Raw genomic sequence first — 16000 nt, forward strand, 5'->3', positions numbered from 1 at the left:
CTGTCTAAATTGATCACTTTTCGCATAAGGCTAGGGGTTTTGCTGCCTTGGCTTATGGTATGATAGTAAAAACAGTATCAGCTTTCTTGAGATTTTTAAGATCAGGAAAGTCAGTCCCTTTGGCTGGCTGAAAGTGGCTAGTCAGACTGAGTAAGGCGAGAAAGAAATAGGAGGCGGTTTAGTGATGGCTAATCCAAAACAAGTGTCTAATTTTATAAATCTGAACCAAGATATTATTGATGAATTAATTACCCTGGCTTTTAAGGAAGATATTCCTTATGAAGACCTGTCGACCAATGCGATTTACCAGGGGCAAGCAGCCCAGGTCGAGCTCTTAGCTAAGCAAGCGGGAGTGGTTTGTGGTTTGGATCTCTTCAAGCAGGTTTTCTTACATTTAGACCCTGAGGTTCAATTCGAGAGCTTGGTCCGAGATGGAGACCGGGTGGCTAAGCAAGAGACCTTAATGGTGGTCAAGGCGTCGGTCAATACCCTCTTAAGTGGGGAACGGATTGCCCTTAACTTCCTTCAAAGAATGAGTGGGATTGCTACGGCTACCCGTCGTTTTGTAGACGCCTTAGAAGGTAGTGGAATAAAGTTACTGGATACCCGTAAAACTACTCCGGCCTACCGTCCCTTAGAAAAATATGCAGTCCGGGTAGGGGGCGGCTATAACCACCGTTACTCACTCTCTGACCAAATTATGCTCAAGGATAACCATGTTGCTGCTGCCGGTGGGGTCAAAGAAGCCATCCAAGCGGCTAAGGCCTATGCCCCTTTTGTGAAGAAGATTGAAATTGAAGTCGAGGACTTGGACATGGTCAGAGCGGTAGTGGAGGCTGGAGCTGATGTTATTATGCTCGACAATATGGACCATGACACCATGGAGGAAGCCATTGCAATCATTAACGGTCAAGCGATTATAGAAGCTTCAGGAAACTTTACCTGGGACAATGTCGCGGATTATAAGGACCTAGCCATTGACTATATTTCTAGTGGGGCTATTACCCATTCGGCCGGAATCTTAGATTTGTCCCTCAAACATTTGAAAGTGAGGAAGTAGGTCTGTACCTCTTGAGGCAGAAATCCTTGATTTCTAATACCCATAGCTCAAGTTTTGCCCTGACTTTTGTTACAGCAAGGTTACAAGGCGACAGAAATGTTTCAGAAAATCCTTTTAAAATGTCAAAGTAATTAAAGGGCCTTAACAAGTCAGAAATCCCTTTTCTTCGTCTGGAAGCCATGATAGTATATTTCATGTCGACGAGGGAAAGACCTCGTTGAGAGATAAAAATGAATCTGAATGATTAAGAGGCTTAATCATATTAAATAGAAAAAAGAATGAACTTTGCACAGAAGAAAGGATTTTTATTACACATGAATATGAAGAAAGTTTTAGTAGGTACCTCAATCGCTTTATCAGCCTTAGTAAGTTTTGCTGCTGGGGAAACGACTGAAGCACACGCAGCTGAATGGCAAGCACGTTCAGTTGAAGAAATCAAAGCTGACTTCCAAAAATTAGATGACAACGAAAAAGTTTATGTCATTAAATCTGGTGACACCTTAAACGCTATTGCTCAAGCAGCAGACGTGAACACCAAAGAATTAGCTGAAATCAACAACATCGAAAATGCTAACTTAATCTTCCCAGGAACTAAATTAACCTTCAAATCTGACCAATCAGGTAAGGTTAATGAAGTTGAAGTAGAAAAACAAGGTCAAGCAGCTCAAGTTTACACCGTTGATGAAACTGCTGGTCAAACTTATCAAGCACCTGCAACTGTTCAAGCTGCACCAGCTGCTGCACCAGCACCTGCACCAGCTCCAGCTCCAGCACAAAGCGCTTACACTGGTTCTTCTTCATCCGCTAAAGAAATCATTGCTCAACGTGAATCTGGTGGTTCATACTCAGCAACTAACGGCCAATACATCGGACGTTACCAATTAAGCGCTTCTTACTTAAATGGTGACTACTCCCCAGCTAACCAAGAACGTGTGGCTGACCAATACGTAGCAAGTCGTTACGGTTCATGGGACAACGCTTTAGCATTCTGGAACGCTAACGGTTGGTACTAAGATAAAAAATAAAGTGCGACCCAAGTCGTATTAACTGAAAACTCCGGCTCCTTTGTAGTGACCCCCAAAAGTTGGACTAAGAATTCAACTTTTGGGGGTTATTTTTATGTCTAAATATTCATTAGAATTTAAACTGAATTTAGTAGGAGACTATATTGCGAAAAAAGGAAGTTATCGAACCTTAGCTAATAAAGCAGGAATAGATCCTTCTATTTTACGAAGGTGGGTTAATAACTATTATGAATTTGGTGTAGATGGTTTAAAGAAAAGGCGGACTCAACAGGTTTATACTGTTGAATTCAAATTAAATGCGATAGAATTGTATGAAAGTACGGAAATGAGTTATCGCGAATTGGCCAATTCATTAAACATGAATAATCCAAGTCTAATCGCTAATTGGCGAAGAGCTTATCATGAAAGAGGACTTGATGGCCTTTCCGCGAGGAAAGGAAGGCCACCTAAAGTGTCTAAAAAGAAATCACAAATCAATCAAATAAAGGATAGCAGCGAAACCAATCAGTTAAGTGAAGCAAAAAATAAAGGAACTTGAACAACGGATTACGGATTTAGAAATTGAGAACAAATTTTTAAAAGGATTGAGGAGACGTGTGGCTCAAAGAGTCAAGCGAGAAAAGAAGAAATAGTGACCGAAATCACACGTCTCCATGATGAAAAATATGCTTTAAAAGATATTCTTAGCGTTTTAAAGTTTCCTAAATCGACCTACTTTTATTGGAAAAATAAAGATGAGGAAATTGATAAGGATGCCGATTTAAAAGAGGAAATGAAAGACATCAGAGAAACCCATAAGGATTATGGTTATCGAAGAATGCGAGCTGAACTGCTTTCCCGTGGTTATAAGGTCAGTAAAAACAAAGTTCAACGCCTAATGAAAATTATGGGGATACAGGTCACTAGCTATACTAGAAAGACAAGAAAATATAATTCCTACAAAGGAACGATTGGAGAGATAGCGCCAAATCGTATCAACCGGCGGTTTGATTCGACCATTCCTTATCAAAAAATAACAACAGACACAACAGAATTTAAATACTACTATGCCGATGATTCTGGGAATTATCAAACTGGAAAACTCTATTTAGATCCTTACATGGATCTATTTAATCGAGAAATTATTTCTTTTAAGATAACACATCAGCCTAATGGACAAAGCATGTTGGAGGGGCTACAAGCTGCCATTGAAGCAAGTAAATTATGTCCATACAGAAGAACCTTTCATTCTGATCAGGGCTGGGCCTATCAAATGAAAAGTTACACCCGGCTCTTGAAGGATCACCGAATTTTTCAAAGTATGTCTCGTAAAGGAAATTGCTTAGATAATTCGCCAATGGAGAATTTCTTTAGTCTACTAAAACAAGAAGTCTACTATGGTCGGACTTATCATTCCTTTGAAGAATTAGCACAAGCGATTGAAGATTTTATAATCTATTACAATGGTGAAAGAATCAAAGAAAAATTAGATTTTAGGAGTCCTATAGAATTTCGTCTTCATCACGCTTCTTTCGCCGCTTAATGATTACACATAAACTTTAAACTTATCAAGAGCCGCTACGCTCTTCCTCTTGACAAGTTTAAATTTCTGAGTAAATGTGTCGGCAAGAAATAAGCAAGAACTGTAAGCAACAAAAAAGAGCTGGCCAAAGGCCAACTCACTATATATAAAGTCCAACTTATTGGGGTCACCATACTTAGGCTGGAGTTTTTTTATTTAAGCGGTTTTCGGGACCCAGCCGTAACTCTGCCTTGAATAAGTAAGCGGTTTCTGCTATAGTTAGAAAGTACTCACAAGAGGTGCTTTTGCTGAGATAGGTGGAAACCTGGACTCTTTGAACCTGAGAAAGTTAAGACTTGCGTAGGGATGTGAGAATTCAAGTATCGTAATATAGTCTAACCAGGATCTTTGGTTAAGATGAAACGATAAGAAGTCCTGCAAAGTACACTTAGTGGAGTATACTTTGCAGGGCTTTTTCTGTTTATGAACGAGATTCCTGCAAGTGATCTTTTAGCGATTAAGAAGAATAAGAGAGATGAGAATATGTCTAAAAAAACAGCCATTCCCTTTGCTAAATATTGTCAGCAGGTCAAAGAGAAGTCTCCGCTGATCCAAGTTTTAAATAATTATGTCACTATTCATGATGTGGCCAATGTGATTTTGGCCAGTGGCGGGCGTCCTGTGATGACCGATAACTTACCTAATAGTAAGGATGTGGTCAAGACGGCTGACCTTTTGCTATTGAATGCCGCTAGTCCCAGACCTAATCAGGAATTGTTGGACCTTGCCGCCATAGCGAAAAATGACCACCATCCCGTGGTCTTAGACCCAGTGGGGGTTTCAGCTATGCCGTTTAAATTAAAGCTCTGTCAAGAGCTGATTGACCGGGGTCTAGTAAGGGCGGTAAAGGGGAATGCTTCGGAAATTCGAAGCCTCCTCTTTGAAAAAAGCCAAGGATCTGGGGTCGACCTGGGTCCTGGAGACGAGGTAAGCTTAGCCAACCTGGCTGATTTTGCTCCGGACTTTAAAGCTTACGCCCAAGAAAAGGAATTATCCTAGCCATGTCAGGCCCGATTGACTTAGTGACTGACGGCGAGCGGCTGGCAGTCATTGAAAATGGCCACTCTTGGATGGCTTCCTATACGGGGTCAGGTTGCCAGTTAAGCGGCGTCCTAGCTAGCTTTTTAGCCGGTAATCCGGATGAAGATCCTTTTTACCTAGCTACAGCTGCCATGATTAGCTATGGGGTGGCGGGAGAAATTGCTGCTCAAGTGCTCCAGCCTTATGAGGGCAATGCCACTTATTCCAACCGAGTGATTGACCAGGTCTTCTTATTAGAGGCCAAAGAATTAGAAAGGAGAGCCAAGTATGACATTCAATAAAAATGATTTATTGGTCTATGCCATTACGCCCGACCGCTTTGACCATGACGAATTAATCCAGCAAGTCAAAGAGGTCTTAGCAGGAGGGGCGACGATTTTACAGTTACGTTTAAAGGACCATCCTTTTAAAGACCAAGAGGATAAGCTGGCTCTAACTAAAAAAATCAAAGCCCTCTGCCAAGAAGCAGGTGTCCCCTTTATTATCGATGATGACTATGAACTGGCCCTGGCGGTAGATGCTGACGGCCTCCATGTTGGAGAAGATGACCTGCCAGTTGACCAGGCTAGACAACTACTCGGCCCGGAAAAAATTATCGGGGCTTCGGCTAAGACTTTGGATACCGCTCTAAAAGCCCAAGCGGCTGGTGCAGACTATTTGGGAGTTGGCGCCCTCTATCCGACCCAGTCTAAGGCCAATGCCCAAGGAACTAGTCTGACTACCCTGAGAACGATTGCCCAAGGGGTCAATATTCCCATTGTAGGCATTGGTGGGATTAGCTTAGATAATATGGCCAATTTACGGGACCAGGGTTTGGCTGGGGTGGCACTAATTTCCGCCCTATTTAAAGCGGAGGACCCCTACCGAACCACGCAAGCCGTTCGCCAAGCTGCTGAAAGGCTTTTTAAACTCCAAGCCGTCCTTACCATCGCCGGCTCAGACTCAAGCGGTGGAGCCGGAATTCAAGCAGACCTCAAGACCATGCAAGCTAATGGAGTCTTTGGTATGAGTGCCATTACTTCAGTGACCGCCCAAAATACTAGGGGTGTGACCGGGGTCTATGATCTCAGTCCAGAGGCCTTGGCTAGCCAACTCCAAGCGGTCTTCGAGGATATTCCTCCGGCTAGTGTCAAGATTGGTATGGTTTCCCAAGTGGAATTAGTAGAGGAAATCGCCAAAGCCCTTAAAACCTACCAGGCTAAAAATGTCGTAGTGGACCCGGTCATGGTCGCAACGAGCGGGTCCAACTTGATCCAGGACCAAGCGGTGCAGGTCTTAGCTGACCAGGTCTTCCCGCTCGCTTGCTTAATTACTCCCAATATTCCTGAAAGCCAGGTCTTAGCGGGACAAGACATCCATTCGGCAGCCGATATGGAAGCCGTCGCTAAGACGATTAGTCAGACCTACCAAGTCGCTGTCCTCTGTAAGGGTGGCCATCGGGTCAATGACGCTAACGATGTCCTGGTTACCCCTGAGGGCGAGGTCCACTGGTTTAGGGGTGAGCGGGTTGATAATCCCAATACCCATGGGACTGGCTGTACGCTATCCAGTGCCATTGCCAGCAACCTAGCCAAGGGTGATGACTTAGTCACTGCCATTGCTCGGGCTAAGACCTATCTCAGCCTGACCCTTAAAGATCAATTAGATCTTGGCCAGGGGAGTGGCCCCTTGAACCATGGCTTTGGCCTCTTGACTTATTACCCCACTGACCATTAATTTGCTTTAGCTTCCCTTAGCCAATAGTTTTTAGTCTTTCAACCCTTCTACGAGGCTAGACCTGCTAGGGGAAGCGTATCTGTACACCGATAAGGGTCATGATAGCTTGTCATGGCCTTTTTTCTATATTTTGGAAAAGTGTGGGGACTGTTTTTAGCATAGAGCATATTTCTTCTTATATTGTGAAAACAAACACATATTTTCTCTTTTTAATTAAAATATAAAAATATTCTTTTAAAAGTTGTAAGCGATTACAAGGTTAAATTACTAATATTTAAGTAATTGTAAGCGGTTATAGATAAAAAGAAAACAAAAATAACTTGCTTTTTATTTGTGAATAATTTAACATAATAGCCATAAAGATGAAAGTCATTAAAAATCAAAGAAAGGTTAGGAATAACAATGGCTAAAGGAAAAGAACAAAAAGTAGATATTCCACAATTTATCGATGAGACAGTGGCTAAGGCTAAACAGGCCTTAGAAGATTTTATGGCCTTAGACCAAGAGCAAATCGACCATATTGTTACTAAGGCGTCGATTGCTGCCTTAGACCAACATGGGGTCTTAGCTAAACATGCCGTTGAAGATACTGGACGGGGTGTCTTTGAAGATAAGGCCACCAAGAACTTATTTGCCTGTGAACATGTGACCAACCACATGCGCCACTTGAAAACAGTAGGTATTATTGATCGTGATGAGGCCAAGGGATTGACCTATATTGCTGAACCGGTCGGGGTAATTTGTGGGATTGTTCCTACTACCAACCCAACATCGACAGCAATCTTTAAGTCCTTGATTTCTTTGAAGACCCGTAATCCCATTGTCTTCTCCTTCCACCCTCAAGCGCTGGAATCTTCCATCCATGCGGCCAAAGTGGTGCGGGACGCAGCGATTGCGGCAGGGGCACCTGAAAACTGTATCCAATGGATCGATCCAAAACATGCCTCGATGGAAGCCACCAATTTACTGATGAACCATCCTGATGTGGCTACTATCCTTGCAACCGGTGGATCGGCCATGGTTAAGGCCGCCTATTCTTGTGGCAAACCTGCCTTAGGTGTGGGACCTGGGAATGTACCTGCCTATGTTGAAAAAACGGCTAACCTCAAGCAAGCCGTGAATGATATTGTCATGAGTAAGGCCTTCGATAATGGGATGGTTTGTGCTTCAGAACAAGCTGCCATTGTTGACAAAGAAATCTACCCTGCCTTCATTAAAGAAATGAAGTCCTACCATGTTTACTTTGTCAACCAAAAGGAAAAAGCTCTCTTAGAAGAATTCTGCTTTGGAGCTAAAGCCAATAGTGAGGCGGTTGACCAAGCCAAACTCAATGCCGATATTGTTGGAAAATCAGCGGTTTGGATTGCTAAAGAAGCTGGCTTTGAAGTCCCTGAGGAAACCGTGATCCTAGCAGCGGAAGTTCCTGAAGTGGGCCCAGCCCAACCCCTTACCCGAGAAAAATTATCTCCAGTGCTTGCCATCTTAAAGGCTGAGACGACCGAAGATGGGATGGCCAAAGCTGAAGCCATGGTCGAGTTTAATGGTCTAGGTCACTCCGCCGCCATCCATACCAATAACCACGACTTAGAAATCGAATACGCCAAACGGGTAAAAGTGGCCCGGGTCATTGTCAATGCACCGTCAACCTTTGGGGGGATTGGGGATGTATATAACTACTTTATTCCCTCCTTAACCCTAGGCTGTGGGTCTTATGGACATAACTCTGTAGCTGGTAACGTGGGACCTTTAGATTTGATTAATATTAAACGAGTAGGGGAGCGGCAAAATAACATGCAATGGTTTAAAGTCCCTCGGGTTTACTTTGAAAAGAATTCCATTAAATACTTACAAGAATTAGACCATGTGGAAAGGGTATCGATTATTTCAGATAAAGGCATCGCCAAACTCGGCTTTGTCCAAAAAGTCATTGACCAACTCCAACAACGGCAAAATAAGGTGGTCTATGATGTCTTTGATAACATTGAACCGGATCCAGATATTTCCACGGTTCAAGCGGGTGCTGACGCCATTCGTGCCTTCCAACCGGATACCATTATTGCTATTGGTGGGGGATCGGTTATGGACTCCGCTAAGATCATGTGGCTCTTCTATGAACGTCCTGACGTTGACTTCCGCGACCTGGTTCAAAAATTCATGGATATTAGAAAACGGGCCTTCCGTTTCCCAGCCCTCGGTGACAAAGCCCAATTAGTGGCTATCCCAACCACCTCAGGGACAGGTTCCGAAGTAACGCCTTTTGCGGTCATTTCCGATAAGAAGAACAATAAGAAGTACCCGCTTGCTGACTACGCCCTCTTACCTAAGGTAGCTATCGTGGATTCCAGCTTTGTTGAAAAGGTACCAAGTCGGGTAACTGCCGCTACCGGGATGGACGTCTTAACCCACGCTATTGAGGCTTATGTATCTATCTTTGCCTCAGACTATACCGATGGACTCTCTCTTCAAGTTATTAAGCTTGTCTTTGACTACTTGGAAAAATCGGTCAAAGACTTTGACCCGCTAGCTAGAGAGAAGATGCATAATGCGGCAACCATGGCGGGGATGGCCTTCGGTAACGCCTTCCTGGGAATTGTTCACTCCATGTCCCATAAGATCGGTGGGGTCTTCCATACCGTTCACGGGGAAAACAATGCCATCCTTCTGCCTTATGTGATCCGCTACAACGGCGAAAAACCAGGTAAACTTTCTACCTGGCCAAAATACAACTACTACAAGGCTGGTGAACGTTACCAAAACATTGCCCGTATGCTAGGATTAAAGGCCAATACTGTCGATGAAGCCGTTGCTTCCTTGGCCCAAGCCTGCTATGAACTCGGTGAAAAAGTTGGTCTCCCAATGAGCTACCAAGCCCAAGGTCTTGACAAGAAAGAATGGGAAAAGGCCTTAGAACAACTGGCTTATGATGCTTATGAAGACCAATGTACCCCATTAAACCCTCGTCTGCCATTAGTTCCTGATATGATGGCCATGATGCGGGCGGCTTACCAAGGTTATGGTAAGGCACCAGAGCCAATTAAGAATAAGTAAGAAATTCCTCTTATTTACATAGAAAAAGTGAGCCCCAAGCAGCTCACTTTTTTCTTTTATTATCAGATTTTTATTAATTCAAACGATCCTTTTGCCAGATGAAGCCCATGTGGCGGCCCTTAGTTTGGTTTTGGCGGTAGGAGAAGCCTTGGGGGCTGGCATAGGTATCCATAGGGTCCACTTGGATGTTTTCGGGACGGATACCTAAATGGAGGCATTGATTTCTGACCACGGCTTGGTTATCAATGTGCCACTTACCGCTGTCTGCTTGGTAGGAGATATTTCCCTCTGAACCCTCCAAGTCCTTGAATTGAAGATAAACATCCTCATCGACTTCAAAGTGTTTTTGGGATAAGGCTGGACCAATTTGAACGTGGATATTTTCTGCTTTGACCTCAGGATGATCGGCAAAGATTTGCTCAAAGGTTACTTGGGTAATGTTTTGGACCGTACCCCGCCAGCCGGAATGAATGACACCAATCAGGGGAGTCTTTTGGTCGTAGAAGAGAATAGGAACGCAGTCAGCAGTGAAAATCCCTAACATGAGCTCCTCATCAAAGCTGTAGAGGGCATCGGTTTGGGGAATAGCCGTGTCATTGGATAAGGCACCCTTGCCGCCGTCAGCCAAACTAACTTCTACTGCTCGTTTGGAATGACTTTGATGGGCTTGGACAAAGTGGTCGGGACTGATATGGGTCGCTTGGAAAAAAGCCCGGCGGTTAGCTAAGACCGCATCTAAGTCCTGATAGGAGTGGATTCCCATATTGCCGGCTTCGGGCAGGTCTGGATCTCTTAGGGTGATCCCCATTTGTAAGTGGGGGTTATTGTAATAGTAGTGAATAGACATCAGGAACACTTCCTTCTATAAAATAATGGCAAAGTATCTTGCTTATTATAAGCGGATTTTTTCCCACCCGCAATCCTTAGGCCTTGTTCATCCCACAATTGATCTGATTTTCTGGATAGTGACCCTAGAGAAAATTTGTTATACTAGGGAAAGATTCTTTAAGAGGAGTGCTTGTTGTGAATAAGGAAAAACATGGTTTTGTTGAAAGTGAAAAAATCGTTTCAAAAGAGCAAGGAGCGGTCATCCACCAATTTCGCCATCCGGCTTCAGGAGGCCAGGTGATTTGGATTGCAAATGATGACCCCCACCGAGCCTTTGGGATCGGTTTTTTAACCCCAGCTAAGGATTCTACCGGAGTAGCGCACATTGTTGAACATACGGTCCTATCTGGCTCGCGGAAGTATCCCGTCAAAGACCCCTTCATGTATATGCTCAAAAGCTCCATGAATACTTTTTTAAATGCCATGACTTATAAGGACATGACCCTCTTTCCGATTTCGTCCATGAATGAGACCGACTTTGAAAACTTAATGTCGATTTATTTGGATGCGGTCTTTTTCCCGCGGATGTATGAAGAAGAAAATATCTTCCGCCAAGAAGGCTACCATAAGGAGCTCCATCATCTGGAAGATCCCATCACCATTACCGGGGTGGTCTACAATGAAATGCGGGGTGTTTATTCCGATTCGGATGCGGAGGTCTGCCAGCAAATTGATGCCAACTTCCATCCTAAGACGAGTGTGGCTTATGAATCGGGCGGTTATCCCTATGATATTCCTAAGCTCTCCTACCAAGATTTCCTTGCCTTCCATAAGAAACATTACCGGCCTGATAATGCTTTAGTTGTCCTCTATGGCGATATCCAGATTGACCGGGTCTTAGGCCAGCTAGACCAGGAGTATTTCTCCCATTTCCAAGCCGGCGATGATCCGATCCAATTAGACTTAGCTGACCTTCCCGAAGGCGACCAGCGGATGACCCTTTATTTTGATGCTGATGAGAAGCAGGAGGAAGAAGGGCTGGCTTACCTGTCCTATAATATTCCTTTTTCAAAAAATCAGACGGTTGAAGATGGCTTTTTATATGGGATTATCATGAACGCCCTAGCCAACGGCGAGTCCAGCCCCCTTCATAAGGCCCTAGTTGAGGGCGGCTACTGCCAAGATGTATCGGTCTATAGTTCAGGGACCTATTACAATGACTTTTCCCTAGTTTTAGAAAAGGTTGACCCTAACCAGGTTGACACCATTATTGAAGTGATTGAAAGAACCTTAAAGAAAATTGCCGACCAGGGTCTAGACCGCGATTTGGTCAAGGCCTGCCTCAACCAAACCGAGCTTCAACTCCGGGAAAAGGGCGGATCTTCACGGGGAGTCAAGACCTTTATCCAATTAATGTCGGCTTGGCGCTATCTAGACCGCCCGCTTGAAGTCTTGTCCTATGAAAAGATCCTCAGTCACTTGGACCAAGTTCTCTCATCCACTCAGTTGGAAGACTTAATCCGAGACCGTCTCGTTGACTTCAACTCGCGCTTGGTCATTGTCCACCTGCCTAAGCAGGGTTACCACCAGGCCAAAGACCAAGACTTGGCCCAAAGTCTGGCCCAAGAAAAGGCCCAGGCTAGTGATAATGAGCTTGAGGCTTTGATTCAAGAAAATGCTGATTTGAAGGCTTACCAAGAAGCTCCCGATAGTCCAGCAGCCCAAGCTAGTCTACCAAAACTGACCTTAGCTGATATTGAAGCGGAAATTACCGATGCCAGTGAAGAAGAGATCAATCACCCGACCTTAGGCAAGATCCTCTACCATCCCCAAGCCGCTAGCCAAGGGATTGTCTACTTTAATTTTTCTTTTTCAGCCAATCATTTAACCAGTGGCCAGCTCTTTTTATTAAAGACCTGGACCATTCTCCTAGGGGCCTTGGGAACGGCTTCCTATACTTATGAAGAGATCGAAGTCCAATTAATCCAGTTAACGGCTGGCTTAACCACTCGACCAAAAATTTATCTGGATAGCCAAGAGCCGGGCCACTTTAACTTGCAGGTCCAAACCAGCTTTGCGGCCATGGCGGATAAGAGTCAAGCTGCCCTGGACTTAGTCAAAGAGATCTTAACCAGCACCCGCTTTGATGACCACAAGCGGATTAAGAATATCCTTGACCGGGTCAAATACCAAATGGAGCAACAATTTGACCAAGCCGGCCATCAATTAGCTATGGGACTGCTCAAAGCCCAATATTCACCGGCCCAAGCCACTAGTCAAGCCCTGGGGGGCCTAGATTACTATGACCAATTAGCTGATTTCTTGGCTGACTTTGACCAGGCTCTCCCTGGTCTCCTTGAAGACTTAGCCCACTTCCATGAGCAAGTGCTCTGCTCCAATACGGCAACCGTCGCGGTGACAGCAGGGCCAAATGACAAAGATCGCTTGATCGACCAAGTTCACGACTTTTTAGCTGACTTGCCGCAAAGCGACCAAGCCGGATTAGACCATATGAAAAATCCCGCTCCCTTACATGAAGCAGGTAATATTGGCTTGATGTCCAATAGTAATGTTCAATATGTGGTCCAAGGCGGTCCCCTAAAAGACTTAAAGGCAAATCAAAGAGGTCAACTCCCAGTCTTTACTAATATAATGAGTAATGAAATCCTCCATGAAAAAATCCGCGCCCATGTAGTGACCCCCAAAAGTTGGACTAAGAATTCAACTTTTGGGGGTTATTTTTATGTCTAAATATTCATTAGAATTTAAACTGAATTTAGTAGGAGACTATATTGCGAAAAAGGAAGTTATCGAACCTTAGCTAATAAAGCAGGAATAGATCCTTCTATTTTACGAAGGTGGGTTAATAACTATTATGAATTTGGTGTAGATGGTTTAAAGAAAAGGCGGACTCAACAGGTTTATACTGTTGAATTCAAATTAAATGCGATAGAATTGTATGAAAGTACGGAAATGAGTTATCGCGAATTGGCCAATTCATTAAACATGAATAATCCAAGTCTAATCGCTAATTGGCGAAGAGCTTATCATGAAAGAGGACTTGATGGCCTTTCCGCGAGGAAAGGAAGGCCACCTAAAGTGTCTAAAAAGAAATCACAAATCAATCAAATAAAGGATAGCAGCGAAACCAATCAGTTAAGTGAAGCAAAAATAAAGGAACTTGAACAACGGATTACGGATTTAGAAATTGAGAACAAATTTTTAAAAGGATTGAGGAGACGTGTGGCTCAAAGAGTCAAGCGAGAAAAGAAGAAATAGTGACCGAAATCACACGTCTCCATGATGAAAAATATGCTTTAAAAGATATTCTTAGCGTTTTAAAGTTTCCTAAATCGACCTACTTTTATTGGAAAAATAAAGATGAGGAAATTGATAAGGATGCCGATTTAAAAGAGGAAATGAAAGACATCAGAGAAACCCATAAGGATTATGGTTATCGAAGAATGCGAGCTGAACTGCTTTCCCGTGGTTATAAGGTCAGTAAAAACAAAGTTCAACGCCTAATGAAAATTATGGGGATACAGGTCACTAGCTATACTAGAAAGACAAGAAAATATAATTCCTACAAAGGAACGATTGGAGAGATAGCGCCAAATCGTATCAACCGGCGGTTTGATTCGACCATTCCTTATCAAAAAATAACAACAGACACAACAGAATTTAAATACTACTATGCCGATGATTCTGGGAATTATCAAACTGGAAAACTCTATTTAGATCCTTACATGGATCTATTTAATCGAGAAATTATTTCTTTTAAGATAACACATCAGCCTAATGGACAAAGCATGTTGGAGGGGCTACAAGCTGCCATTGAAGCAAGTAAATTATGTCCATACAGAAGAACCTTTCATTCTGATCAGGGCTGGGCCTATCAAATGAAAAGTTACACCCGGCTCTTGAAGGATCACCGAATTTTTCAAAGTATGTCTCGTAAAGGAAATTGCTTAGATAATTCGCCAATGGAGAATTTCTTTAGTCTACTAAAACAAGAAGTCTACTATGGTCGGACTTATCATTCCTTTGAAGAATTAGCACAAGCGATTGAAGATTTTATAATCTATTACAATGGTGAAAGAATCAAAGAAAAATTAGATTTTAGGAGTCCTATAGAATTTCGTCTTCATCACGCTTCTTTCGCCGCTTAATGATTACACATAAACTTTAAACTTATCAAGAGCCGCTACGCTCTTCCTCTTGACAAGTTTAAATTTCTGAGTAAATGTGTCGGCAAGAAATAAGCAAGAACTGTAAGCAACAAAAAAGAGCTGGCCAAAGGCCAACTCACTATATATAAAGTCCAACTTATTGGGGTCACCATATACTTGAGGGCTTTTACTATGGATAAAATAAATTTTAAGACTTATTCATCGCCTCCCTTGTTACGGAAGCCTTTCATGAAGTGGCGGACTCTCGGGATGGCATAGGTCATCATTTGGTAGAGGCCAGGGATGAGGACATAGTCAAATTCACCGATTTTATCGGAAACCTTGGTCCCCCACATGCGCTTGAAGACCCAAAGTCCCCGGTAAGGCGAGTCTTCATCCGGATCCACGCTGACCCCACCAAAGTCATAGGTAGTGGCGCCTTTATCACGAGCAAAACGCATGAGGTCGTATTGGAGTTGGTAGTTGGGGCTGAGCTTGCGGTAGTGGTTGGAAGAGGCCGCATAGAGATAGTAGGCCTTCTTACCGCAGAAGCAGAGAATGGCTGCTGATAGGGGTAGACCGTTGGGGTGGTCTTTGCGCAAGTCGTCCGCGTCCGCAATTAATTTTTCTTGCTTGGCTTGCCGGGTGGCTAGTTCCTTTAATTGGTTGTCTTTCTTCTTACTATCACGGCGGGCTTCCACCTTTTCCCGGTCTTTTGCGATTAGGGCCAGTTCCTGGCGGGCTTCTGCTTCCATCTTGTCAGGCATTAACTTAATCATAAAGTAATATAAATGGCCTTGGGGATGGAGGTTGTCGTAGAGGGCTTCAAAGTAGGAAATATCCCGGGTAGCAAAACCGTCCCGTTCCCCGGTTTCCTCCATCAAACGGTGGAAGACATCCAATTCTTCCCGGCTACCTTCAAAGACTTCTAGCCCCGACTTCATGGCCTTACGAACCAGGTTTCTGGTCTTGGCTTCGTAGGAATTCAAGAGGTCCTCGTCCGATTGGTCGATGGGCGTGTACATGGTTTGGCGGGGTTGGATATACTGTTCGCTCATCCCATCTTTAAATCCGGTATGGCGAAAGCCCAGGGTTTCTAAGAGTTTTAAGGTCTCTTCATTGCCTTGGCGTTCTAAGTCTGGGTCGATCTTAAGGTAGACGGCGTGTTCTTCTTTAGCGGCCTTGACTGCGGCTTGGGTGATGGCTGCTACGGCATCGTGGTTGTCATAGTCGACCACAAAGCCCCGGGAGGCATAGGCAAAGGTCAGGGGCGTGCCTTTAATTTTCTTAAATTGAATGTTAGCGACAGCTTGGACTTGGCCGGCTTCATCCGCCACGGCAACATTTTTGGAGTACCAACCGGTAAATTCCTTGGCCTTGGCCCAGTCGGTCAGCTGCAATAAGTCCCCATTTTGATTGTTTTCAACGAAGTGGTTGTGGTCCGCATCACTTAATTGGACGCTATGGTATTGAGTCATTTATTTTCAAATCCTCTCGCAAGTTTTACTACTCCCTTAATCTTACCACGGCTTTGATTTTTTTGAAAAGTTGA

9 protein-coding genes, 2 pseudogenes and 1 riboswitch are annotated in these 16000 nt (G+C 43.8%); of the genes and pseudogenes, 9 read left to right on the plus strand and 2 right to left on the minus strand.

What is annotated here, in order from left to right:
- Positions 1 to 184 precede the first annotated feature (184 nt).
- From nadC to adhE, 7 genes and pseudogenes are all read left to right on the plus strand, one after another.
- Entirely contained in the window at positions 185 to 1060 is an 876-nt protein-coding gene (gene nadC, locus HMPREF9243_RS00340; RefSeq protein WP_013669413.1) for a carboxylating nicotinate-nucleotide diphosphorylase, read from the plus strand.
- 314 nt (positions 1061 to 1374) lie between these two features.
- Positions 1375 to 2073 (plus strand): LysM domain-containing protein, encoded by a 699-nt coding sequence (locus tag HMPREF9243_RS00345; RefSeq protein ID WP_013669896.1) that lies wholly within the window; start codon positions 1375 to 1377, stop codon positions 2071 to 2073.
- 106 nt (positions 2074 to 2179) lie between these two features.
- Positions 2180 to 3607: pseudogene (locus HMPREF9243_RS10110) on the plus strand (IS3 family transposase).
- Positions 3608 to 3871: 264 nt separating this feature from the next.
- Positions 3872 to 3970: riboswitch (TPP riboswitch) on the plus strand.
- 159 nt (positions 3971 to 4129) lie between these two features.
- A complete protein-coding gene (locus HMPREF9243_RS10800; RefSeq protein WP_196793334.1) occupies positions 4130 to 4645 on the plus strand; it encodes a hydroxyethylthiazole kinase in 516 nt (171 codons plus the stop codon).
- Between the two features lie 2 nt (positions 4646 to 4647).
- Positions 4648 to 4968: a hydroxyethylthiazole kinase gene (locus HMPREF9243_RS10805; RefSeq protein WP_049776699.1), complete on the plus strand. Its 321-nt coding sequence runs from the start codon at positions 4648 to 4650 to the stop codon at positions 4966 to 4968.
- Positions 4955 to 6403, plus strand: coding sequence for a bifunctional hydroxymethylpyrimidine kinase/phosphomethylpyrimidine kinase (gene thiD / locus HMPREF9243_RS10930; RefSeq protein WP_013668710.1), 1449 nt, complete (start codon positions 4955 to 4957; stop codon positions 6401 to 6403). Before HMPREF9243_RS10805 ends, thiD begins: the two co-directional genes overlap by 14 nt.
- 402 nt (positions 6404 to 6805) lie before the next feature.
- Complete coding sequence (adhE, locus tag HMPREF9243_RS00370) at positions 6806 to 9451, plus strand: bifunctional acetaldehyde-CoA/alcohol dehydrogenase (protein WP_013668626.1); 2646 nt, start codon at positions 6806 to 6808, stop codon at positions 9449 to 9451.
- A gap of 73 nt (positions 9452 to 9524) precedes the next feature.
- Here adhE and pgeF read toward each other — a convergent pair whose 3' ends face one another.
- Complete coding sequence (gene pgeF / locus HMPREF9243_RS00375; RefSeq protein WP_013670097.1) at positions 9525 to 10298, minus strand: peptidoglycan editing factor PgeF; 774 nt, start codon at positions 10296 to 10298, stop codon at positions 9525 to 9527.
- Positions 10299 to 10474: 176 nt separating this feature from the next.
- Between pgeF and HMPREF9243_RS00380 the strand changes: the two genes are divergently transcribed.
- Together HMPREF9243_RS00380 and HMPREF9243_RS10120 are read left to right on the plus strand one after the other, a co-directional pair.
- Entirely contained in the window at positions 10475 to 13030 is a 2556-nt protein-coding gene (locus HMPREF9243_RS00380; RefSeq protein WP_013670046.1) for an insulinase family protein, read from the plus strand.
- A pseudogene (locus tag HMPREF9243_RS10120) lies at positions 13023 to 14448 on the plus strand (IS3 family transposase). Before HMPREF9243_RS00380 ends, HMPREF9243_RS10120 begins: the two are co-directional and overlap by 8 nt.
- A gap of 215 nt (positions 14449 to 14663) precedes the next feature.
- Here the strand turns inward: HMPREF9243_RS10120 and HMPREF9243_RS00395 are convergent.
- Entirely contained in the window at positions 14664 to 15926 is a 1263-nt protein-coding gene (locus HMPREF9243_RS00395; RefSeq protein ID WP_013669557.1) for a lipid II:glycine glycyltransferase FemX, read from the minus strand.
- Positions 15927 to 16000: the final 74 nt, after the last annotated feature.

The organism is Aerococcus sp. Group 1, assembly GCF_000193205.1.
GTDB lineage: Bacteria > Bacillota > Bacilli > Lactobacillales > Aerococcaceae > Aerococcus > Aerococcus urinae_A.

Coding starts and splice junctions, on each gene's coding strand:
- nadC (WP_013669413.1), top strand. CDS start 185: ATGGCTAATCCAAAACAAGTGTCTAATTTTATAAATCTGAACCAAGAT.
- pgeF (WP_013670097.1), bottom strand. CDS start 10,298: ATGTCTATTCACTACTATTACAATAACCCCCACTTACAAATGGGGATC.
- HMPREF9243_RS10805 (WP_049776699.1), top strand. CDS start 4,648: ATGTCAGGCCCGATTGACTTAGTGACTGACGGCGAGCGGCTGGCAGTC.
- adhE (WP_013668626.1), top strand. CDS start 6,806: ATGGCTAAAGGAAAAGAACAAAAAGTAGATATTCCACAATTTATCGAT.
- thiD (WP_013668710.1), top strand. CDS start 4,955: ATGACATTCAATAAAAATGATTTATTGGTCTATGCCATTACGCCCGAC.
- HMPREF9243_RS00395 (WP_013669557.1), bottom strand. CDS start 15,926: ATGACTCAATACCATAGCGTCCAATTAAGTGATGCGGACCACAACCAC.
- HMPREF9243_RS00345 (WP_013669896.1), top strand. CDS start 1,375: ATGAATATGAAGAAAGTTTTAGTAGGTACCTCAATCGCTTTATCAGCC.
- HMPREF9243_RS10800 (WP_196793334.1), top strand. CDS start 4,130: ATGTCTAAAAAAACAGCCATTCCCTTTGCTAAATATTGTCAGCAGGTC.